At 63.5% G+C, this 21,918-nt stretch carries 22 protein-coding genes; 12 read left to right on the forward strand and 10 right to left on the reverse strand.

Features of this window, described 5'->3' with window-relative positions; genetic code table 11:
• Positions 1–19 precede the first annotated feature (19 nt).
• From HW090_RS03710 to HW090_RS03725, 4 genes are all read left to right on the forward strand, one after another.
• Entirely contained in the window at positions 20–385 is a 366-nt protein-coding gene (locus HW090_RS03710; RefSeq protein WP_179112213.1) for a DNA polymerase III subunit chi, read from the forward strand.
• A gap of 252 nt (positions 386–637) precedes the next feature.
• Positions 638–1,168: a sigma-70 family RNA polymerase sigma factor gene (locus HW090_RS03715; protein WP_218673561.1), complete on the forward strand. Its 531-nt coding sequence runs from the start codon at positions 638–640 to the stop codon at positions 1,166–1,168.
• Positions 1,165–2,169 carry a FecR domain-containing protein gene (locus HW090_RS03720; protein WP_256930737.1) on the forward strand — a complete coding sequence of 335 codons (1,005 nt, stop codon included), beginning with the start codon at positions 1,165–1,167 and terminating at the stop codon, positions 2,167–2,169. Before HW090_RS03715 ends, HW090_RS03720 begins: the two co-directional genes overlap by 4 nt.
• 394 nt (positions 2,170–2,563) lie before the next feature.
• The gene (locus tag HW090_RS03725; protein WP_256930738.1) at positions 2,564–5,008 is read left to right on the forward strand and encodes a TonB-dependent receptor; all 2,445 of its coding nucleotides are present in this window, start codon (positions 2,564–2,566) and stop codon (positions 5,006–5,008) included.
• Between the two features lie 157 nt (positions 5,009–5,165).
• Here the strand turns inward: HW090_RS03725 and HW090_RS03730 are convergent, their stop codons facing one another.
• Entirely contained in the window at positions 5,166–6,356 is a 1,191-nt protein-coding gene (locus HW090_RS03730; protein WP_179112214.1) for a multidrug effflux MFS transporter, read from the reverse strand.
• Between the two features lie 153 nt (positions 6,357–6,509).
• Between HW090_RS03730 and HW090_RS03735 the strand changes: the two genes are divergently transcribed.
• Positions 6,510–7,130, forward strand: a complete 621-nt coding sequence (locus HW090_RS03735) for a TetR family transcriptional regulator (RefSeq protein ID WP_179112215.1) — start codon at positions 6,510–6,512, stop codon at positions 7,128–7,130.
• Positions 7,131–7,232: 102 nt separating this feature from the next.
• Here HW090_RS03735 and HW090_RS03740 read toward each other — a convergent pair whose 3' ends face one another.
• The 4 genes from HW090_RS03740 to HW090_RS03755 form a co-directional block, all read right to left on the reverse strand.
• Complete coding sequence (locus HW090_RS03740; protein ID WP_179112216.1) at positions 7,233–8,927, reverse strand: DEAD/DEAH box helicase; 1,695 nt, start codon at positions 8,925–8,927, stop codon at positions 7,233–7,235.
• Between the two features lie 231 nt (positions 8,928–9,158).
• Positions 9,159–11,324: a methyl-accepting chemotaxis protein gene (locus HW090_RS03745; protein WP_373416362.1), complete on the reverse strand. Its 2,166-nt coding sequence runs from the start codon at positions 11,322–11,324 to the stop codon at positions 9,159–9,161.
• Between the two features lie 202 nt (positions 11,325–11,526).
• Positions 11,527–12,279 (reverse strand): spermidine synthase, encoded by a 753-nt coding sequence (locus HW090_RS03750; RefSeq protein ID WP_179112218.1) that lies wholly within the window; start codon positions 12,277–12,279, stop codon positions 11,527–11,529.
• 46 nt (positions 12,280–12,325) lie between these two features.
• On the reverse strand, positions 12,326–12,778 hold the full coding sequence (locus HW090_RS03755) for a flavodoxin (RefSeq protein ID WP_179112219.1): 453 nt from the start codon (positions 12,776–12,778) through the stop codon (positions 12,326–12,328).
• A gap of 251 nt (positions 12,779–13,029) precedes the next feature.
• On the opposite strand from HW090_RS03755, the gene HW090_RS03760 reads away from it, so the two are divergent.
• From HW090_RS03760 to cysZ, 5 genes are all read left to right on the forward strand, one after another.
• Positions 13,030–13,659, forward strand: a complete 630-nt coding sequence (locus HW090_RS03760) for a PilZ domain-containing protein (RefSeq protein WP_179112220.1) — start codon at positions 13,030–13,032, stop codon at positions 13,657–13,659.
• A gap of 47 nt (positions 13,660–13,706) precedes the next feature.
• The gene (gene folM, locus HW090_RS03765) at positions 13,707–14,414 is read left to right on the forward strand and encodes a dihydromonapterin reductase (RefSeq protein WP_179112221.1); all 708 of its coding nucleotides are present in this window, start codon (positions 13,707–13,709) and stop codon (positions 14,412–14,414) included.
• A gap of 9 nt (positions 14,415–14,423) precedes the next feature.
• Complete coding sequence (gene folX / locus HW090_RS03770; RefSeq protein ID WP_179112222.1) at positions 14,424–14,798, forward strand: dihydroneopterin triphosphate 2'-epimerase; 375 nt, start codon at positions 14,424–14,426, stop codon at positions 14,796–14,798.
• A gap of 62 nt (positions 14,799–14,860) precedes the next feature.
• On the forward strand, positions 14,861–15,202 hold the full coding sequence (locus HW090_RS03775; RefSeq protein ID WP_179112223.1) for a HopJ type III effector protein: 342 nt from the start codon (positions 14,861–14,863) through the stop codon (positions 15,200–15,202).
• Positions 15,199–15,948 carry a sulfate transporter CysZ gene (cysZ, locus tag HW090_RS03780; RefSeq protein ID WP_373416363.1) on the forward strand — a complete coding sequence of 250 codons (750 nt, stop codon included), beginning with the start codon at positions 15,199–15,201 and terminating at the stop codon, positions 15,946–15,948. Before HW090_RS03775 ends, cysZ begins: the two co-directional genes overlap by 4 nt.
• Positions 15,949–15,966: 18 nt before the next feature.
• Here the strand turns inward: cysZ and HW090_RS03785 are convergent, their stop codons facing one another.
• Entirely contained in the window at positions 15,967–16,308 is a 342-nt protein-coding gene (locus tag HW090_RS03785) for a DUF4880 domain-containing protein (protein ID WP_256930739.1), read from the reverse strand.
• On the reverse strand, positions 16,299–16,604 hold the full coding sequence (locus HW090_RS03790; protein WP_179112224.1) for a sigma-70 family RNA polymerase sigma factor: 306 nt from the start codon (positions 16,602–16,604) through the stop codon (positions 16,299–16,301). The genes HW090_RS03785 and HW090_RS03790 overlap by 10 nt, the downstream gene beginning before the upstream one ends.
• A 442-nt stretch (positions 16,605–17,046) precedes the next feature.
• Here HW090_RS03790 and ccoG point away from each other — a divergent pair, with 442 nt between their 5' ends.
• Complete coding sequence (ccoG, locus tag HW090_RS03795) at positions 17,047–18,459, forward strand: cytochrome c oxidase accessory protein CcoG (protein WP_179112225.1); 1,413 nt, start codon at positions 17,047–17,049, stop codon at positions 18,457–18,459.
• Between the two features lie 61 nt (positions 18,460–18,520).
• Positions 18,521–19,933 (forward strand): GntR family transcriptional regulator MpaR, encoded by a 1,413-nt coding sequence (mapR, locus tag HW090_RS03800; protein ID WP_179112226.1) that lies wholly within the window; start codon positions 18,521–18,523, stop codon positions 19,931–19,933.
• Between the two features lie 76 nt (positions 19,934–20,009).
• Here mapR and HW090_RS03805 read toward each other — a convergent pair whose 3' ends face one another.
• The 3 genes from HW090_RS03805 to ssuC form a co-directional block, all read right to left on the reverse strand.
• Positions 20,010–20,225, reverse strand: a complete 216-nt coding sequence (locus HW090_RS03805; protein ID WP_131183328.1) for a molybdopterin-binding protein — start codon at positions 20,223–20,225, stop codon at positions 20,010–20,012.
• Between the two features lie 96 nt (positions 20,226–20,321).
• The gene (ssuB, locus tag HW090_RS03810) at positions 20,322–21,122 is read right to left on the reverse strand and encodes an aliphatic sulfonates ABC transporter ATP-binding protein (protein ID WP_179112227.1); all 801 of its coding nucleotides are present in this window, start codon (positions 21,120–21,122) and stop codon (positions 20,322–20,324) included.
• Positions 21,119–21,910 (reverse strand): aliphatic sulfonate ABC transporter permease SsuC, encoded by a 792-nt coding sequence (gene ssuC / locus HW090_RS03815; RefSeq protein WP_179112228.1) that lies wholly within the window; start codon positions 21,908–21,910, stop codon positions 21,119–21,121. Before ssuC ends, ssuB begins: the two co-directional genes overlap by 4 nt.
• Positions 21,911–21,918: the final 8 nt, after the last annotated feature.

Here is a 21,918-nt window from a genome sequence, read left to right on the forward strand (position 1 = left end):
CAGTACACTGAAAACCCATATGCACACGAAGACCTCCCCCGCTCCTGCCCTGCTCGACGATTTGGAATCCATCCGCGCCCTGCTTGGCGAACATATCGAGCCGCCACTGCTCACCCACACAGTGGAAAGCCCCCTGGATACCCCAGCGGCATCCCTCGCCGCGAATGACAGCCAGCCGGATGTCGCACCACAGGAAACGCGACCGTCATCGGCACGCACGGCTTTCCGCGACCTTGCGGAGCGTCATCTCGATCACGAGTTGCGTACCGCCGCCCAGTCGATCCTGCAGGATGTCATCGACGAATTTGCACCACAGATCGAAGCGGAACTGAAACGCCGCCTGGCGCCCACCATCGAACGCCTCGTCGCCCCCGCAAAAGCCTGACCCGCCACCTGCCTGCAACGCGGCACCGTATCCACGGGCAGGCAGTCTCGCCCACACCCTGCCGTGGGAACACTCCGCAGTACCCGTCGAATCCAGCCCTCCTGCTGCACGAACACACTCGTTCCGCCCTCCGCGACACGACATTGCAAAGGCACTATCCGCCCCCTATGATTCACGGCTGAGAATCAGACGCAATTGATTCGACTTGCCATCAATCATCTCGCCCAGCCCGTAAAGGCTCCGGAAGTCCCCTTGCAATCCAGTGTCGAAACCCTCTACGGCGACCACCACGCCTGGCTGCAAGGCTGGCTGCTGAGGCGCCTTGGCAACACCGCCGACGCCGCCGACCTGGCTCAGGACGCCTTTCTGCGCCTGCTCTGCAAACCCGCACCCCGGGGGTTTTCCACACCACTGGAAGCTCGCGCCTACCTGCGCTGCATGGCCAAGGGCATGTGCATCAACCTCTGGCATCGACGCGAGATCGAACAGGCCTGGCTGGACACCCTGGCAGCACGCCCCGAAGCCTTCGCCCCCTCTGCCGAACGCCAGGCCATGGTGATCGAAGCACTGCATGAAATCGGCCGGATGCTGCTCGACCTGCCCCCCAAGGCGGCACGTGCATTCCTGCTGGCAGAAGCCTGCCAGATGACCGACCGGGAGGTCGCACAAGCCCTCGGTGTTTCCGATCGCATGGTGCGCAAGTACATCGCCCAGGCCATGCTTGCCTGCATGCGCCTGCATGCCCGCCAGACCCTGGATGAGATCAACCGGGAACCGTTTTGAACACACCTCGGGACCACCATCAAGAGCCCTCCAGCCAGGCCATGGAACAAGCAGCCGAATGGTATGCATTGCTGCGTGCTGGCCAGGCGGATGCAAACCAGCACGCCGACTGGCAAGCCTGGCTGGCCCGCAGTGCGGAACACCGCCAGGCCTGGAGCTATGTCGAGGCCATCAGCCAACGCTTTCAGCCATTGCAGGCCATCACGGACCCTCGGCATACAGCCAATGCGCTCTGGCGCGCCAACGAGCGGGTCGTCAGTCGCCGCCGCGTGCTCGGCGGGATCATCGTCCTGACCGGGGTCGGCACCCTTGGTCTGGCGGGCTGGCACCGTGACGACTGGCCGGATTTCGCACAAGGCTGGGGAGCCGACCAGCGCAGCGGCAATGGGGAAATACGCAGCCTGCGCCTGGCCGATGGCAGCCAGGTCTGGCTGAACAGCGCCAGCGCCTTCGACCAGGAGCTGCGCCACGACCTGCGGCGCCTGCGCCTGCTGCGGGGCGAAATACTCATCGACACGGCCAGCGACCCACTACGCCCGTTCGTCGTGGACACGCCCCAAGGCCGGCTACGCGCCCTCGGCACTCGCTTCAGCGTACGCCGGGAAGGCCATTACACGCGGCTTTGCGTCTACCAGGGAGCGGTCGAAGTCCGCCCACTCGATGGCTCGTCCAAGGCCGTTATTCCAGCAGGACGACAAGTGCTTTTCGACAGCCGAGGCCCAGGCGACAACGCTCCGGCCGATCCCGCCCGCGAGCTGTGGACGCAGGGCCTGCTGGTCGCTCGTGACATCCCCCTGCGCGAAGTCATCGAGCAGCTACGGCCTTTCCACAACGGCTACCTTGGCGTCGCCGACGAGGTCGCCGGTTTGCGCGTGTTCGGCAGCTTCCCGCTGAACGACAGCCGCACCGCCCTGGCCATGCTGGTCGATGCCCTGCCCCTGCGCCTGCACCAACCGTTGCCCTGGTGGAGCAGCCTGCAACCGGTCGCCGGAGAAGACTGATACGGGTGCGCAATTTTTTACGCCAGGATGGTTCCGCTTTTTCGCCTCTCGCTTGATTCAGTCAGTAGGGAAACGCCATGGCGCCTTCGAGAAGCGCCAGCGCATTTCCTCTTAGAACCTGTTCACGATCTCGCGAGCTAGAGCACTGCAAGGCGCAACAACCAACGGGAGTAACAGCCGTAGGCTGGCCCGAAGGGTGAGCGCTAGCGAATCAAACAGGCGAGGAAGCGGAGTTTACGAATTGTAAATGAGTATGACTCGCCTTGCTCGCCCCTTTGGGGCCGCACTGAAGTGCGTTAGCCGCAAGCGGCTTGCCGAGCCTGTTTTAACGCAGCTGGGCCGACGCGTAGCAGATCGTGGACAGGTTCTCACACTGACCAACAGAGGAACTTCCATGTCCCGCCGCTCCCCCGCCTTCGGCTTCGGCCTGCGCCCCATGGCCCTGGCCATGCACTTCGGCGCACTGTCCTTGGCCGCCTGGCACCCCCTGGCCTTGGCCGATAACGCACAGCAACAGGCCACCCGCCACTACAGTATTCCCGCCGGCCCCTTGAGCCAGGTACTGACTCAATTCTCCAGCCAGGCCGGCATCCTGCTGGTCGGTGCCAGCAGCCTGGCACAAGGCAGGCATAGCGCCGGGCTGGAAGGTGACTACGGCGTTCCGCAGGCACTGCTCTACCTGCTACAGGGGAGCGGCCTGCAAGCCATGCGGCAAGCCAATGGCAGCTACACGCTGAGCCAGCGAGACGCGGACGATTCGGCTCTGGAGTTGGGCGCCACCAGTATCAGCGGAATCGGCCTGAATGCCACAGGTACCACCCAGGGCAGCTCCAGCTACACCGCCACCGGCCCCAGCAACACCGCAGCCCGCCTTGGCCTGACGCTGCGCGAGACACCCCAGTCGATCACCGTGGTCACGCGCCAGAAGATGGACGACGAAAACATGCAATCGCTGGACGACGTGGCGCAGAGCGCCACCGGCATCAGCTACAGCAAGAACGGTACGGAGCGCTCCTATTACTACGCCCGGGGCTTCGAGATCTCCGAAGTGCAGTTCGACGGCATGCCCGCCTACATCGGCAACGCTTACTCGATGGACGCCCTGTCGATCAACAACATGGCCATCTATGACCGTGTGGAGTTCGTCCGTGGCGCCAATGGCCTGCTGCAAGGGGCAGGTAATCCATCGGCGGCCATCAACCTGATCCGCAAGCGACCGACCCGTGATCTCCAGGTAGGCGCTGAACTGGGTGCAGGCTCCTGGGACAACTACCGCACGCAACTGGACGTTTCCGGCCCACTCACCCAGGGCGGCAATCTCAGAGGCCGCGCAGTGACCTTCTACAACACCTCCGGCAGCTTCCGTGACGAGCTGGCCCGGGACAACCAGTTGCTCTACCTGATCGGCGAGCTCGACCTCGGCGAGCGCACCGTACTGACCCTCGGCGGCACAGCACAAAAGGACAACACCAACGGCTACAGCTTCATGGGACTGCCGACACGGGCCGATGGCAGCTTCTACGATTTCTCCCGCTCGACCTCGCTGGCAGCGGACTGGGGCTACCTGGACAAGACCAACTACAGCCTGTTCGGCGACATCACCCACAGCCTGGACAACGGCTGGAAACTGACCGCCGCCTTCAATCGTGTTGCCGCCGATGCGGACCTGCGGTCGCTGTTCTGGTTCCTGCGCAGCAGCGACGACATATTCCCCATGCGCATCAACCAGACCACCTACAAAGACCGCCAGAGCAACTTCGACCTGTATGGCAGCGGTCCCTTCGAATGGCTGGGCAGGGAGCACCAGTTGATGCTGTCGGCCAGCACACGCAAGGACACCTTCAAATGGAACGTGCGCAACCAGGCGAGCAACTACCCGGTATCGGTCGACGTCACCAACCCCGGCACCTTCCCCTTTCCGAACACATTGCCCACGACATTCTTCGCCTCCGACGTGACCGACGTACGCAAGGAGAAGGGCGTGTCGGCGGCCACCCGCATCTCCCTGAACGACTCACTCAGCCTGATACTCGGCAGCCGCCTGAGCTGGTTCGACTATGAAGGCAACCGAGGCGGTGCCGAAAGCCGCGCACGCGAGAACGGCAAGGCCATTCCCTATGCCGGTCTGGTCTACGACCTCGATGCCCGGCATTCGCTGTACGCCAGCTACACGGAAATCTACCGTCCGCAAAGTGCCTATGGCGTGGGTGGCAGCCTGCTCGACGCAGTCACCGGCGAGAACTATGAAATCGGCATGAAAAGCGAATTCTTCGAGGGCCGCCTGAACACCTCGCTGGCGCTGTTCCAGGTCGACCAGAGTCACCTGCCGGTGGCCATCGCCGGGCTCAATATCTGCGGTGTCACAGCGAGCGAAACCTGCTACCGGGCCGGAGAGAAAGTGCGGAACCGGGGCTTCGAAGCCGAATTGTCCGGCAGCCTGGCCCAGGGCTGGAACGCCACGCTGGGCTACACCTACAACGACCCGCAATTCGTCGCGGGCCCTAACAATGGCGACGACTACAATGGCCGCGCCAAACGCTTGCTGAAACTCTCCACGGACTATCGACTGCCGGGTGCACTGGACGCCGTACGCATCGGCGGCAGCCTCTACCACCAGAGCCGAATGACCAGCGAGGACCGAGGCCAGGTGATCCGCCAGGGCGCCTATACCTTGCTCAACCTGCATGGCAACTACCGCATCAACAGCAACCTGGACCTGCAGTTGAACCTCAACAATGCCCTGGACAAGACCTACTACCAGTCCATTTCCAACCTCAACTTCACCAACGCCTTCGGCGATCCGCGCAATGTCGCCATGACCCTGCGCTACCAGCTCTAGGGGCTGCACGCACAAGCAAGGCAAGACAGGCAAAAGTGGAGTTCAGGTGCCGTAAATGCGCATTCCGGGCCTGCTTTCACTGCAGCATCGCCAATGCGCAGGCACTGTTTGTACAGCGCGCCAATATGAGGCCGGTGGGCGAGCCCCCGGCCTCATATCAACTCAACGGATGCCCGGCTCGACGCTCGGCCAGCAGCGTCAAGCGCGACATACCGAGTGCCAGCAGGCTGCAACCCCAGATCACCAGCGCCATCGGCAGCGCACTGCCATCGTGCAGTAAACCGACTGTGCTCGCGGCGCAGGCAGCGATGGCGAATTGCAGGCTGCCGAGCAGTGCCGAAGCACTGCCGGCATGGCGCCCCTGACCAGCCATCGCGCAAGCAGAGGTATTGGGCAGAAGAATCCCCAGGCAGCCCATGCCACCGAACAAAGGCAGCAACAACGGCCACAGGTGCTCTGGTCGTGCCAGGGCGACGCCCAGCAGCACGCAACCACAGAAGCAATAGAACCAGACGATCCGCCTGGCCCAGTAGCCCGGCCCACGGCGTGCCACCAGCCAGGCATTGACCTGGGCGAACAGAATGAAGCCCAGCGCGTTGAGGCCGAACAGCCAGCCGTAGTGCTCGCTCGGCACACCATAGAGTTCGATGAAGACGAACGGCGAACCGGCGATATAGGCGAACATGCCGGCAATCGCCAGCCCGCCCGTCAATGCGTGGCCGATGAAAGGCAGGTCACGGAACAGACGCCGGTACTCGCCCAGCGCACCGCGCAATGGCGCCACGGGCTGCTGTGTATCCAGGGTCTCCGGAAGCCACAGCTTCACCGCCAGCAGGCAGACGGCACCGAACAGCCCCAGCACGAAGAAAATCGCCGGCCAACCCGAGAGATTCAGCAGCAGACCGCCCCCCAGCGGCGCCAGGATCGGCGCCAGCCCCATGACCAGCATGAGCTGCGAGAAGACCCGCGCCGAGGTAATCGGGTCGCAGAGGTCACGCACCACTGCCCGCGATATCACCATCCCCGCACAACCGCCAAGTGCCTGGACAAAACGCGCCGCGATCAGCCACTGCAGAGTAGGTGCGAAGGCACAGGCAAAGGATGCCAGGGTAAACAGCGTGATACCGGCCAGCAGCGGCCCGCGTCGCCCATAGCGGTCCGCCAGCGGCCCATAGAGCAACTGCCCGACAGCCAGGCCGATGAAATAGACCGCCAGGGTCAGTTGCACATGCTCGATGTCGGTGGCGAAACCTTGCGCCAGGGCCGGAAAGGCCGGCAGGTAGAAATCGACGGCCATGGGGCCAAAGGCACTCAAGGCCCCCAGGATCAGGAGAATCCGAAAAACCATAAGACACTCGTGGGCAGAAGAAAGCTGGACGCGTAGCGGCAAGCGCCAGCGAGCGAGAGATTTACAAGACCGGCAGATGCTGTTACATACACCACCGATTGTAAATAGCCGGACATCCATGCCAACCGGCGCCACTTGCAGAACGACCCGATCATGCGCAGAACCAAAGAAGAAGCCGAGAAGACCCGCATCGCCATCCTGGAAGCCGCCGAACGACTGTTCCTCGACAAAGGCGTGGCCCACACCAGTCTCGACCAGATCGCCCGCGACGCAGGCGTGACCCGAGGCGCAGTCTACTGGCACTTCCAGAACAAGGCGCATCTGGTCAACGAAATGCTCAATCAGGTGCGCCTGCCACCGGAGCAACTGGCCGAGCGGATGCAGGACTGCGATCCGCACCAGCCGCTGACGGCCTTGCGCGACATGTGTATCGAGGTCATGCAATCGATCGGGATGAACCCGCAGAAATGCAGGATATTCACCATCCTGCTGCACCGCTGCGAATTCACCGAGGAATTGCGCGAGGCGGAAGAACGCCACAACGCCTTCATCAGCGAATTCATCAGGCTCAGCGAACAGGTGGTGCAGCGCGCCGAAGCCTACTTGCGCCCTGGCATTACGCCACGTCAAGCCGTGATTTCGATACACGCCCTGATCGTCGGCCTGATGACCGACTGGACACGCGACCCGAGCCTGTTCGACCCGGTGGTGGATGCGCCGGTGATCATCGACACGGTCTTTCGTGGCCTGCTCAAGGAGTGGCCCTATCCGTAGAGCCGTGCTGATCAGGTGCGCACAGCGCACCCTACCGGCATCGCGGCACCGTCACGAAACATGGAGGCATGCAGCGTGACGGCGCAGGAGACAGAGAGCCCCTCAGTCCTCGCGGTAACGGCGCAGCTTCAACTGCTTGCCGGCAACGCGGGTGTCCTTGAGCTTGGTCAGCAGACGCTCGAGACCGTCCTCGGGCAATTCCACCAGGCTGAAGCTGTCACGCACCTGGATGCGACCGATCGCTTCGCGGGCCAGGCCACCTTCATTGAGGATCGCACCCAGCAGGTTGCGTGCGGCAATGCCGTCACGCGCGCCCAACGGCGTGCGGCAACGCGCACGGCCTTCGGCCAGGGGAACCGGCGCGCGGCGCTCGCGATCACCACTGCGCTCGGGACGCTCAGAGCGCTCACGCGGTGCGCTGCTCGGCACCAGCGGCTGCTCCTTCTCCACTTCGGCCAGGGTCAGCGGCTGGCCATTGGTGACCTTGCGCAGCAGCGCGGCAGCCAGGGCGCGCGGGCTGCACTCGATCTCGGCAACCAGCTTGTCGAGCAGTTCGCCATGGCTCGCCTCGGCCTCGGCCACCAGCGGCGCCAGGCTGTTGGTCAACTTGCGAATGCGCGCTTCCAGCACCTGCTGGGCATTGGGCAGACGGGCTTCGGCCACCTTTTGCCCGGTCACACGCTCGATCACCTGCAGCATGCGGCGCTCACGCGGAGTGACCAGCAGCAGCGCACGGCCTTCGCGACCGGCACGACCGGTACGGCCGATGCGGTGAACGTAGGATTCAGGATCGTAAGGCATGTCGACGTTGAAGACGTGGGTGATACGCGCCACGTCGAGGCCGCGTGCGGCAACGTCGGTGGCAACCACGATGTCCAGGCGACCGTCCTTCAGCGAGTCGATGACGCGCTCACGCTGGTTCTGGGCGATGTCGCCGTTCAGTGCCGCCGCCTTGTAGCCTTTGGCTTCAAGAGCGCTGGCCAGGTCGAGGGTGGCCTGCTTGGTGCGCACGAACGCGATCAGCGCGTCGAAATCCTCGACTTCCAGCAGACGCAGGACAGCCGGGATCTTCTGGTCGGCATGCACCATCAGGTGCGCCTGCTCGATACGGGCGACGGTCTGGGTCTTGGCGGCGATCTTGACGTGCTGTGGCTCGCGCAGGTGCTTCTCGGCGATGGCGCGGATCGAATGCGGCAACGTGGCCGAAAACAGTACGCTCTGGCGGCTTTCCGGCATGGCTTCGAAGATCACTTCCAGATCGTCCATGAAGCCCAGCTTGAGCATTTCGTCGGCTTCGTCGAGCACCAGGAAACCGATGGTCGACAGCAGGCCGGCATTGCGGCTCAGGTGGTCGACCAGACGGCCCGGCGTGGCGACGATGATCTGCGCACCCTGGCGGATGGCCTTGAGCTGCGGCCCCATCGGAGCGCCACCGTAGACGGCGACGACGCCAACGCCTGGCATCTGCTTGGAATAGACTTCGAAAGCCGTGGCAACCTGCAGCGCCAGCTCGCGGGTCGGTGCCAGCACCAACACCTGCGGCTCACGGCGTGCCGGGTCGATCTTCGACAGCAGCGGCAGCGCGAAGGCGGCGGTCTTGCCGGTACCGGTCTGGGCCTGGCCGATCATGTCGTGGCCACCGAGGATCACCGGGATCGCCTGGCTCTGGATGGGGGAAGGCTCTTCGTAGCCGACAGCCGAGATGGCGGCCAGAACAGCGGAATGAAGGCCGAGTGCGGCAAAGCCGCCGATTTCCTGGGTCATGGGTCTTGTCTCTGATGCTCCGCAAAGACCCATGCTCCGAAGCTGCGCATGCCATGCAAGACCTTGTGGGTCACCCTGGCAGCCTGGTCGGCGGGTTTGCGAAAACGTATGGATGATGAATCGTCAAGGATAGTCCGTCGGACGGACAGCAGCCGAAGCACGCGCTTCGTTTTTGTTGCAGTACCTGAACGCCGGCTGGATTTCAGCCGGCGCGCACTATACCGGAATTTTCACCGGTTGTGCTCGTATTTTGCATAACCGGACTCAGGCAGCCTTGCGCTCACCCGCACTGACACGAAAGCGTCCGACCAGCGAATGCAGCTTGCCGACCGTGTGCCGCACGCGCTCGGCACTGCCCTGCAACACCTGCAGCGTCGACCCCATTTCCCCCGACACCACTTCCACACCGCCGACGGTCTGCCCGTATTGCAGGCTGCGTTCGTTGAGTTGCTGGATGGCACTGAACATGCGCGCCACCGCCTGGTGCAGTTCATGGTTCTCCGAGGACGCCTGCTCGCTCAGGCGCAGGCTGCCATCGACATCGGCCACGCCGCCCTCCATCAGGGACACTGCCTGACGCGTCTCGCTTTGCAGACTCTCGACCATGTCACGGATATCCTTGGCCGCATGGGCGGTGCGTTCGGCCAGTGAGCGCACCTCGCCCGCCACCACGGCGAAACCACGCCCGTGCTCGCCTGCACGCGCCGCCTCGATCGCCGCGTTCAACGCCAGCAGGTTGGTCTGGGTGGTGATGTCGGTAATCAGGCGCACGATGTTGCCGATCTCGCCCATGCGGCTGTCGAGCAGTTGCACGCTGCCGGCCGAGCGCTCGACCACATTGCGGATCGACTCGGTACTCTCGCGCACCGTCTCGAAACGCTCACGGGCGTGTTCGACCACCCGCTCCATGGCCAATTTCATCTCCTCGGCGGTGGCGCCAGCCTGCTGGATCTCGCCCAACTGCTGCTCGACCAGCAACAGCAGGCGGTGGATCGAATCGCCGACCTCGCGCGTGGCATCGCCCGCCTCGCGGCTGCGCTCCAGCATCAGTTCGTTATCCTGGCGCACATGCCGCGACACCTGGATCACCCGTCCGACCACGGTGTCCAGGCTGTCGATGAAGCTGTTGAGCCAGCGTCCGAGATCGACCACCTCGTCGCGCCGCCGCGCTTCGACCGTCAGGCGCTGACACAGGTCGCCCTCGCCTTCGGCCAGGGTCCTCACCACATCACTCATCGCCTGCATCCGTCGCGCCAGCCGCTTTGGCCCGAACGCGGAGAAAATCCAGGCGCCAAGCACCAGCAGCAGCACATCCAGGCCATACAGGATGGGCTCGGGCAACCCGCTGTAGGCCTGCAACAGCGTACTCAGCAGCAACAGGCTGATCACTGTCGCCAGGTAGGTCTTCATCATGCCGAAGCTCAGCGAACGCCGACGAAAGACCTCCTCAAGATCACCCTCGCACATCATTCCCCAGCGGTCGGGCGAGCCCTGCAACTGGAACGTGGTGCCCTTGCCGACCACCGGGATGTGCCGGTAATCCGAGTAGCCCGGGTAGGCCACGTAAAGATTGGAACCCCTGGCGATGGTTTCCCGCACACCGGGGTGCAACTGCCCGGTGGCCGGGTCGGTGAAGCGCAGTTCCAGTTCGGTGTGGTGACGCACACGCACCTGCCCCCAGCGAGTGGGAATACCGTCCTTGAGGTTATCGCCCAGGCTGAAAGTGGAGTCTTCGAAACGCGAACGCGACAGCGCGGTACCCGGCTGGATCGACGGATCGAAGCGTGAGTCGACCATGAAGAGGTAGTTATCGCCGGACTCGGGGTAGATATGCCCCGCCTCGCGCTGGATCAGGTCGCCCAGCACATCGTTGGGTACCCGACCGCACAGGCAGCCCTGGCCATTGGGTAGCGGCTGGTAGAACATCAGTGTGACCGCATCGTGGAAACTGGACGTGGAAGCACCGAGGGACAGTGTCAGCGGGTCGCTGTAGGGCCCATGCAGGAAAGGTGCGCGCAGCCCCTGCTGCAGGGCGCGGATGTCCTGCTGTTGCCGTCCGACATGCCCGGCATGGCTGGAGGCACCGACCCGACCCGCTGGATCGATGACGAACAGTTCGGAGAAGTCAGGCATCTGCACGCGCTTTTCATCGAGCAGGCGGCTTTCCACCAGCAGTGCATCGCTGCCCAGCCCCTCGGCAAGCTCGGCCAGGTGCTCCCAATGGGCCGTCGCCCATCCCTGCAACAAACGCACGCGACTCTGCGAGATACCCTCGAAAGCCTGTCCGATGGCGGGCTGGATGTCACGGTTGAGCCAGCAGGACCAGCGCATCGCCATTTTCCCGGTCTTGCCGAACAACGGTAACCAATGACGCTCCTGGGCAGACAGATGCATCTTTGCCGTATCCACGCTCTGATTCCTTATGCTCATTCAGGGATACTGGCAAAAAGCAATTAACGGACCAGCGAATCGGAGGGCCAAAGCGAAATGCCAATGCACGCATTGTCATCAAGCTGACAACACGCCATGCCATGGCGCGCTGGACGGGAAAAGAACGAAAAGAGGCTGAACCGCGCAGTGGAAACGCCGTACGCGCAACTCCCCACAATGGCGCACGCTTGCCCGAATTGCCTCAGGTTGGTGCACGCAGAGCCGCAATCAGCGGCTCCAGCGAATACCCCAACTGAGGTGCCAGGAATGCCGAGCGCTCACGCAGCCCTTGCAGGTCGAGGGTTTGCTCCAGGTCGGCGGGAATCAGCAACACCACATTGCCCTCCTTCACCGGGCACTCCCAGTAATGCCGATGGAACAGGCCACGCAGCAATGCGGCACCCAGCGGCTGATCCGCATCGGTGCCCCACTGGTTGATCACCAGCCAGCCACCCGGATTGAGTTTTTCCTGGCAACGCTTGAGGAATGACCAGGCCAGGTGCGCGGCGGAAGGCCCGGTGTCGGTATAAAGGTCGACGAAGATCAGGTCGGCGCTTTCAGCCGAATCAAGCAGTTCCAGCGCATCGCCGATGCGGATATACAGACGCTCGTCATCCTCCAGCCCCATGTAGCGCATGGCCAGCTCAGGCACGGCCGGGCGCAGTTCGATGACTTCCACATCGTCCAGCGGCAGGAACTTCAGGCAGGCCTGGGTCAGCGTACCGCCACCAAGGCCCAGGAACAGCGCGGTTTCCGGAGCCTCATGCGCCAGCGCCCCCATGAGCATGGCGCGGGTGTAGTCGTACTCCAGCCAGCTTGGGTCGCGGGTAAAGACACAACTCTGCTCGATGCACTCGCCGAACTCGAGAAAACGGTAGTCACCGACCTCCAGCACACGAATCGAGCCGAAGTCGTCCTGCACTTCGGCCAGTAACCGCTCCTCGTCCTTGCTCATTTCTCTCTCATCGCACCGGTCCGGTGGTAAGCCTCTGGCTGTCTGGTCAGGCGCGCAGAGCGTTGGCGAAATCGGCGATCCAGGGCTGCGAATCGGTTTCCTGGTCGACCGTCTCGCTACCGTCGAGACGCAGCATCGGCTGAATCTCACGTACGCCCAGTTCCTGGTACAGCTCGCGGATCAACTCGCCGCCGCCGCAGAAGGTGTCGCCATAGCTGCTGTCGCCCAGGGCGATGACACCGCCAGGCAGGCCACTCCAGGCCGGAAAACGATCGCGAATCGCGCTGTACAACCCGACAAAGGTGTCCGGCAGCTCCCCCATGCCCGTGGTGGACGTCACCACCAACAATGCCTGCGGCTCGAAGGCCAGTACCTGCTCCAGCGTTGCACGCGGGTCGTGCCAGGTCTCGAAACCGGCGCTGGCAAGCAGGCTGGCGGCATGGCAGGCAACGTCTTCGGCAGTGCCATAGACGGTCCCGGAAAGAATGGCGACTCTCATTAAGCGGCTCCGTTACTAAATCCGAGTACTGAATACGAGCGCGGCATTATGCCCTAGAACCACATCGTTCAAGCTGCCCGGCGAAATAGGGATTGGCAGCCACGGCAAAATAGCGCAAGACCTACGCCGCTGGTCGGATACTCGGAACATCGCAACAAACTTATGGTCACGCCTCTGGTCCCACCTTGTGCCGGGCAACGACTCGCCACGGCAGCACAATCCTGTGTCTCGGTCTTCCAGGATAGTTCCACATGATGGCTACGAACCTTCTCACAAAAGCCGAGCTGCGCTATATCCACAAGCTGATGCGCAGCCCAAGCGATATCACCCACAAGGAAGGGGCCGGCTTTCATATCGACGGTGGCAGCAAGGCCAATGCCTTGCTGATGCAGCTTGCCAGCCAGAGCCAACTGACCTTCGAGGCCCAGTTCGACGAGTTCTGCATGTCCTTCCCGCTGCAACTGAGCGAAGACGAATTCCACAGCCTGCATCTGCAACTGGCACCGCCAACCATCTACGAGCGCGGCCCCACCCTGCGCACCTGGCGCCTGCAACTCGACCAGCCCCTCCAGTTAATCGAAGAAGACGGTGAAGAAAGCCCGCTGAGCGTGCACGAACTCTCGCCCGACAGTCTTCTGGTGGACATTGGCAACCGACGCAGCGCCCCTCGGCACTTCCACCTGCAACTGGCCCTCCCCGGCCAAGGCTTCCTGCAGATCAACGCGCGGCGTGTCCGCGAGCTGGCAGATGGCATGACAGCCTACGAAGTCGAGTTTCCCGAAGGCCGGGACGCCGAGCGGGTGCGCAGTTTCCTCTACGCGCAACACCAGAAACTGCACCCCGAATTGCAGCCGGAGTTGCCGGACGATCTGGTAAGCTGAGGCGCGCCGCCAGGGCGGCACCACTCAACCTCTGCCGACGGATCACCATGGACCACAAGGCCCCTATCCTGATCACTGGCGCCGGCCAACGCATCGGCCTGTACTGCGCCCAGCGCCTGCTGGACGAAGGGCAACCAGTCATCGTCAGCTACCGCCAGGAACGCGAAGCACTGGACGCCCTGCGCCAGCGAGGCGCCATCACCCTGCAGGCGGACTTCGCCGACAACCAGGGCATCCTGTCCTTCATCGAGCGGCTCAAGGCCCAGACCACCCACCTGCGCGCCATCGTCCACAATGCCTCCGACTGGCACGGCGACGAGACCGGGCAGCAGGCCGATGTCTTCCAGCGCATGTTCCAGGTGCACATGCAGGCGCCCTACCTGATCAACCTGCATTGCGCCGAACTGCTACGGCACGGTGGCGCAGCGGACATCGTGCACATCAGCGACGACGTCACCCGCAAAGGCAGCAAGAAACACATCGCCTACGCCGCCAGCAAGGCCGGACTGGAGAACCTCAACCTGTCCTTCGCCGCCAGCCTGGCGCCCGCCATCAAGGTCAACGCCATCGCCCCGGCGCTGATCCAGTTCAATCCGACGGACGACGACGAATACCGACGCAAGGCCCTGGCCAAGTCGGCGCTGGGCATCGAGCCCGGCCCACAGGTGATCTACCAGGCGCTGCGCTACCTGCTGGACACGCCCTACGTCACCGGAACCACCCTGGCCGTCAACGGCGGCCGCCACCTCATCTAGGAAGCCCTCATGCCACGACTCGAACCCGGCCTGGCCCGCATCCGCGTGAAGAACCTGAGCCTGCGCACCTTCATCGGCATCAAGGAAGAAGAAATCCTCAACCGGCAGGACGTCATCATCAACCTGACGATCCTCTACCCGGCCACCGACGCCGTGCGTGACAACGTCATCGAACACGCCCTGAACTACCGCACCATCACCAAGGCCATCATCCAGCACGTCGAGGACAATCGCTTCGCACTGCTGGAACGGCTGACACAGGAAATCCTCGACCTTGTCATGCAGCACGAGAGTGTGCGCTATGCCGAGGTCGAGGTGGACAAGCCGCATGCCCTGCGCTTCTCGGAGTCGGTCTCGATCACCCTGACCGCCCATCGCGACTGAACCATCCTCCACCACATCCAGCCTTACCCATCACCGGCGACACGCGAACAAAGGAACCCCAGATGACCGCTTCCCTGCAAGACTTCCGCACCCGCCTGCGCAGCAACGATCACCTGTTCAAGGACACCCTGGCCTTCATCGAACAGCACTACAGCTACCAGCCCAGTCGCTTCATCAATGGCGGAGTGGAGAATGCGGCGGGTGTCAACGAAGGCTCGTGCAAGACCCTCGGCCTGGCTACACTGGAAGGCCTCTCGACCGAAGAAGCGTTGCTGGCCTTCGGCGAGCATTACCGCAGCGTGCTGGAAACCCCCTCGGGCACCGACCACGGCAATATCCGGGCGCTGATCGAGCACGGCCTGGACGAAGTGCGCTTCGACCAGTCGCCCCTGCAGCGCAAATGAGCGGCAATCGACTGACAGCGGCCACGCTGTCCGGCCCGCAATACCTGAGGGAAGGCCTGCGCCTGGTGCTCAGCCCTGGCCTGCGCCTGTTCGTGATCCTGCCAATCAGCGTCAACCTGCTGCTGTTCAGCGCGCTGATCTGGTTCGCCGTGAGCAGGTTCTCGGGCTGGGTCGATGCGATCATGCCGCGCCTGCCGGACTGGCTGGCCTTTCTGGAATACCTGGTGTGGCCACTGTTCGTCGTCCTGGCGCTGCTGATCATCTTCTTCACCTTCACCATGCTGGCCAACATCATTGCCGCCCCCTTCAATGGCTTCCTGGCCGAGAAGGTCGAGCAAGTGGTGCGCGGAGAAGACAATGCCCCGCCCTTCGACTGGGCCGAACTGGCCGCCATGCTGCCTCGCACGGTAGGCCGTGAACTGCGCAAGCTGGCCTATTTCGCGCCACGGGCGCTGGCCTTGCTGGTGCTGTCGTTCATCCCCGTGCTCAACATCCTGGCGGCGCCGCTGTGGCTGCTGTTCGGTGTCTGGATGATGGCGGTGCAGTACATCGACTACCCGGCGGACAACAACAAGATGAGCTGGCAGGACATGCTCGCCTGGCTGCGCGAGCGTCGTTGGCGCTGCCTGAGCTTCGGTGCGATCACCTATGCCGCGCTGCTGGTGCCCTTGTTGAACCTGCTGATCATGCCCGCAGCCGTTGCGGCTGCCACGTTGTTCTGGGTCAGGGAGCGAGAGCAGGGCTGACCAGCCCTGCATCGCCTGTCAGAGCAGGAACACGGCCAGTGCCAGTGCCAGTGCCGCTACGGCCAGCAAGGCCAGGCCGAGCCACACGAAGCGCTGGCGCCGGAGGCCTTGTCCGGCCAGAAGGCGACTGGCCGCCTCCATCTGCCCCGGATGAAGGGCTTCGGCGCTTTGCAGTTCGGCCAGCGGCTCTTGCAGCAGGCCGCTGACACGGCGCCAGGCCTCCATATGTTGCGGGTCACTGTCGAGCCAGGCATTGAATGCCTGTCGCTCTCCCGCACGGGCGTAGCCGGCATCCAGCCGCAACAGCCAGTCGATGGCTTCGCGGGTGACCGGGTCGACCCTGGCTTGGCTCACCGACATTCACCACTCGGCGCCAGGCAGTGAATGAAGGCGCGGCGCAAGTCGCGCTCCACGGTGCCCTGGGATACGCCCAGGCGCTCGGCAATCATCTGTCGGGGCAGACCTTCCAGGCGATTGAGCAGAAATGCCCGGCGGGCGCGTGTCGGCAAGCCTGCCAGCATCCGGTCTATGCGTTCTACGGCGGTATCGATCATGGCAGCATCCTCCTGCGATGAGATGAACTGGGGTTCCCGGCGTCCGTGCATCGTCCGGGTATTCCGTCGGTGCAGATCCTTGCCACGAGGCGTGTCGAGCATTGCGACAAGACAGCCAGGACAACGGGGCGAACGACCTGCACAGCCCTGGTGTGCTCAGGTGATGTCGGCATCAGCGTCTCACCTGTGACAACACCAAATAGGAATTCATCGCATTATCTTTTACAGGAAATTCTTGTCAATCTATTTCGCTGCGTCCGGGGACGCAAAATTCCCGTGCAATGCCTTTTCCAGAGCCATCGCGACAGGTTTTCCTGCCCACACCCTGAAAACACCTCAATCGATGTGGTCATTTGCCACAGTGGCCCAACTGGCTCGCCGCACACAGCGTCGTAAACCCCTGCAGCAACTGGCCTGGAGCCTCACAAGGCGACACACGCCCACCATCTGACATGGTTTTTATTTAAAAACCTGAATCTGTTTCCAATACAGCCACACTGCCGATCATTCGCTCACCGTAGAAATGCCTGATGAGGCAACAAGAATGAGCGACGTCATACCCGCCAAAATCCTGGAAAACTCCAGTGTCCACCCTGCCCGCCTGACACCCGCCCAGGCCGGAGGCGCCATCCATACCCGGAGTTTCACCGGTCTGTACCGCAATCTGCGCCTGGCCGGGGCCGGGCTGCTGTTCCTGCTGTTCTTCGGCACGGCCTGGCTCGACTGGGGTGATCGCCAGGCCGTGCTCTGGGACCTGGCCGGACGCAAGTTCTACATATTCGGCACGACCATCTGGCCACAGGATTTCATCCTGCTTTCCGCCCTGCTGATCATCTGCGCCTTCGGCCTGTTCTTCATCACGGTCTTCGCCGGCCGGGTCTGGTGCGGCTATGCCTGCCCGCAGAGCGTCTTCACCTGGGTCTTCATGTGGGCGGAAAAGGTCACCGAGGGCGACCGCAACCAGCGCATCAAGCTGGACGCGGCGCCGTGGTCCGCCGGCAAGCTGCTGAAGCGCGGCGCCAAGCATGGGCTATGGCTGGCGGTCAGCCTGGCCACCGGGCTGACATTCATCGGCTACTTCACCCCGATCCGGGACCTGACCCTGGACATCGCCACCCTGCAGATCGGCGCCACCACGGCCTTCTGGGTGCTGTTCTTCGCGGCGGCCACCTACATCAACGCCGGCTGGCTGCGTGAAAAGGTCTGCCGCGACATGTGCCCCTACTCACGCTTCCAGAGCGTCATGTTCGATGCCGACACCCTGATCGTCAGCTATGACAGCGCCCGTGGCGAAAGCCGTGGCCCGCGCAAGAAAGGCGCGGCGTACCGCGACGAAGGCCTGGGCGACTGCATCGACTGCACGGTCTGCGTGCAGGTGTGCCCGACCGGCATCGACATACGCGACGGCCTGCAACTCGACTGCATCGGCTGCGGCGCCTGCGTCGACGCCTGCAACACGGTGATGGACAAGATGAACTACCCGCGCGGCCTGGTCCGCTACACCTCGGAACATGCCATGGCCGGCCAGGCGACACGCCTGCTGCGCCCACGCCTGGTCGGTTATGCGGCCATGCTGGCGATCATGCTGGGTGCCTTCGTCTGGGCGCTGGACGCCCGCCCGCTGGTCTCACTCGACGTGACCAAGGACCGCGGACTGTTCCGCGAGAACAGCCAGGGGCAGATCGAGAACATCTACCGCCTGAAGATCATCAACAAGACCCAGCAAGCGCGCCGCTACGGTCTGTCACTTGCCGGTGCAGGCCCGTTCAGCCTGCAGGGTGCCCACGAAATACGCCTGGAACCGGGCGAAATCATCGACCTGCCGGTCAGTGTCGCCTTGGCTGGGCAAGGCAAGGTCAGCAGTTCGGAAAGCCTGCGCTTCGCCGTCAATGACCTGGATGACCCCTCGATTAGTGCCAGCACACGCAGTACCTTCGTCTCTCCGATCAACCGCTGACGAACGAGGCCGCCAGTGCACAGGCACCGGATGATCTCGCCAACCCAGGAAGCCGTACCCGATGAAGCGCTATGAAAAATTCGCCGATGAAATCGCCGAACTGATACGCAGCGGGGTACTGGCGCCCGGCGAGAAAGTCCCCTCGGTGCGCCACGCCAGCAGGACCTACGGCATCAGCCCTTCCACGGTTTTCCAGGCCTACTACCTGCTGGAGGACCGGGGGCTGATCCAGGCCCGGGCGCGCTCAGGCTATTTCGTGCGCCAGCACGCGCAGAAGCCGCTGCCGGAAGTGCAGCACGACACCCATGAAGCGCGCACCACCGAGGTCGACGTCAGCGAACTGGTGTTCTCCGTCCTCGGCTCGCTGCGCGACCCGGCCACCGTGCCATTCGGCTCAGCCTTCCCCAGTCCGGACCTGTTCCCCCTCGCCCGCCTGGCCCGCTCCATGGCACATGGGCTGCGAAACCTGGCGTCTCCCAACGCGATCATTTCCGACATGACCGCCGGCAACCCCGACCTGCGCCGCCAGTTGGCGCTGCGCTACATGGTCAGCGGCGTCATGCTGCCGCCCGAGGAACTGGTGATCACCAACGGCGCGATGGAAGCCCTGAACCTGTGCCTGCAATGCGTGACGCGCCCAGGCGACCTGGTCGCCATCGAGTCGCCGGCCTTCTACGCCACCTTGCAGGTGCTCGAACGGCTGGAACTCAAGGCGGTGGAAATTCCGGTACATCCACGCGACGGCATGGACCTGTCCATCCTGCGCGACAGCCTGCAGCACTTGCCGATCAAGGCCTGCTGGTTCATGAGCAGCCTGCAGAACCCGCTCGGCGCCAGCATGCGCGAAGAGAAGAAACGCAACCTCTATGAACTGCTGAAACAGCACCAGGTGCCGCTGATCGAAGACGATGTCTACGCGGAGCTGTACTACGGCCCGCAACCGCCAAGGCCGGTGAAAAGCTTCGACAGCGAAGGCCTGGTGATGCACTGCGGTTCTTTTTCGAAATGCCTGGCGCCCGGCTATCGGGTCGGCTGGGTGGCGGGAGGCCGCTACGCGGAGCAGATCACCCGACTGAAACTGATGACGACCATTTCCCCGTCCGTTCCGGCCCAGGCGGCGCTGGCCGACTACCTGCAACACGGTGGCTACGACCGCCATCTGCGCAAGTTACGGCACGCACTGGAGACCCAGCAGGCTGCCATGCTGGCCTCGGCGGCGCGGCATTTTCCGGCGACCACGCGGGTAACGCAGCCGAACGGCGGCTACTTCCTATGGTTCGAATTCCCTCGGCGCGTCGACTCGTTGCGCCTGTTCCAGCAGGCGCTGGCACAAGGCATCAGCCTGGCGCCCGGTCCGATCTTCTCGGCGACCCGCCGTTTCGAGAACTGCGCACGCCTGAACCACGGGCACCCCTGGGATGCCCGTAGCGAGCAGGCAATGGCTGTCCTCGGACGAATCATCGGCTCCTTCTGAGAACCTCGCAGCAGGGTGCGCCATGCGCACCGATACGGTGAAAGCGGTGCGCATGGCGCACCCTGCTGCGACCGACTCAGAGCTTGGCGATGGAAACCTCGGTGGATTTGACGAACGCGATCACCTCGCTGCCCACCACCAGTTCCAGCTCGCGCACCGAGCGGGTGGTGATGACCGACGTCACGGTGCCGGCCGCGGTTTGTACATCGATTTCCGACAGTACGTCGCCGATGATGATTTCCTTGATGGTGCCTTTGAACTGGTTGCGGACGTTGATTGCCTTGATGGTCATGGTATTTCTCCTCGGTTCGAAAGAAGCCCTGAGCGCTGGGCCGGTCGCTGGAGGCGGCTTCGCCTCCGGCGCTCGACGGCGCGCTTCAAGCTGTTTTTAAAGCGCCCAACGCAACTGCGTCGGGAGGGGTGAAACGGGATCGGGTTGTTCCGGTGGCGCGGGGCGCTCCAGCACCTGATCGAGTACGCGCGACTCCAGCGCCGCCAAACGTGCCGAGCCCCGGTTGCGTGGGCGCGCCAGGTCGACGGTCAGGTCGAGTCCCACCTGCCCTTCCTCGATCAGGATCACGCGGTCGGCGATTGCCACTGCCTCGCTGACGTCATGGGTCACCAGCAGCACGGTAAAACCGTGTTGCTGCCACAGACGTTCGATCAGTTGCTGCATCTCGATACGGGTCAGGGCATCCAACGCGCCAAGGGGTTCATCGAGCAACAGCAGGCGGGGCTCGTGGATCAGTGCCCGCGCCAGCGCCACTCGCTGCTTCTGCCCACCGGACAGCGCCGCCGGCCATTCATTGGCGCGTTCGGCCAGGCCGACCGAAGCCAGCGCCTGCAAGGCACGTGGCCGCCAGTCGCCGGAAAGCCCCAGGCCAACATTGTCGATGACCTTCTTCCAGGGCAGCAGGCGCGCATCCTGGAACATCAGCCGGGTGTCGTCGCTCGCCTCGGACAGTGCCGCAGCCCCACCCAACAGGCGCCCGGAGGTCGGCTTGTCGAGCCCGGCCAGCAGGCGCAGCAGCGTGCTCTTGCCGCAGCCGCTGCGCCCGACCACTGCCACGAACTGCCCGGCGGGAATGTTCAGATCGATGCCCTTGAGCACCTCACGCTCACCGAAGGACTTGCGCAAGCCATCGACGAACAGGGGAATACCACGCTTGAGATTGTGCAGGACGGTCATGCCCGGTCCCCCTTGCTCTGATAGGCCGGGTGCCAGCGCAGCCAGATACGTTCCAGGCCACGCGCCGCCACATCGGCCAGCTTGCCGAGCACCGCGTACAACAGGATCGCCAGCACCACCACGTCGGTCTGCAGGAACTCACGGGCATTCATCGCCAGGTAGCCGATGCCCGAGCTGGCCGAAATGGTCTCGGCCACGATCAGCGTCAGCCACATGAAGCCCAGGGCGAAACGCACACCGACCAGGATCGACGGCAAGGCACCGGGCAGTATCACCTGGCGGAACAGGGCGAAGCCGGACAGGCCATAGCTACGCGCCATTTCCACCAGCGCCGGATCGACGTTACGAATGCCGTGGTAGGTATTCAGGTAGATGGGGAACAGCGTGCCCAGCGCGACCAGGAAGATCTTCGCGCTCTCGTCGATGCCGAACCACAGGATCACCAGCGGGATCAGCGCCAGGTGCGGCACGTTGCGGATCATCTGCACCGAACTGTCGAGGAAGCGCTCGCCCCATTTCGACAGGCCGGTGATGAAGCCCAGCAGCAGCCCGATGCCGCCGCCGATGGCGAAACCGATCCCGGCGCGCCAGCCACTGATGGCCAGGTGGGTCCAGATCTCGCCACTGGACAGCAGTTGCCAGCCCGCCGCCAGCACCGCGCTCGGTGCCGGCAGGATGCGCGTGGACAGCAGCCCGGCACTGACCGACAGTTGCCAGATCGCCAGCAAGACAACCGGCAGCGCCCAGGGGGCCAGGCGCAGAATCAGTTGATGGGTTCTATCGCTCATGAGTCATT

This window comes from Pseudomonas sp. ABC1, from assembly GCF_013395055.1.
In the GTDB taxonomy this organism is placed as follows: domain Bacteria; phylum Pseudomonadota; class Gammaproteobacteria; order Pseudomonadales; family Pseudomonadaceae; genus Stutzerimonas.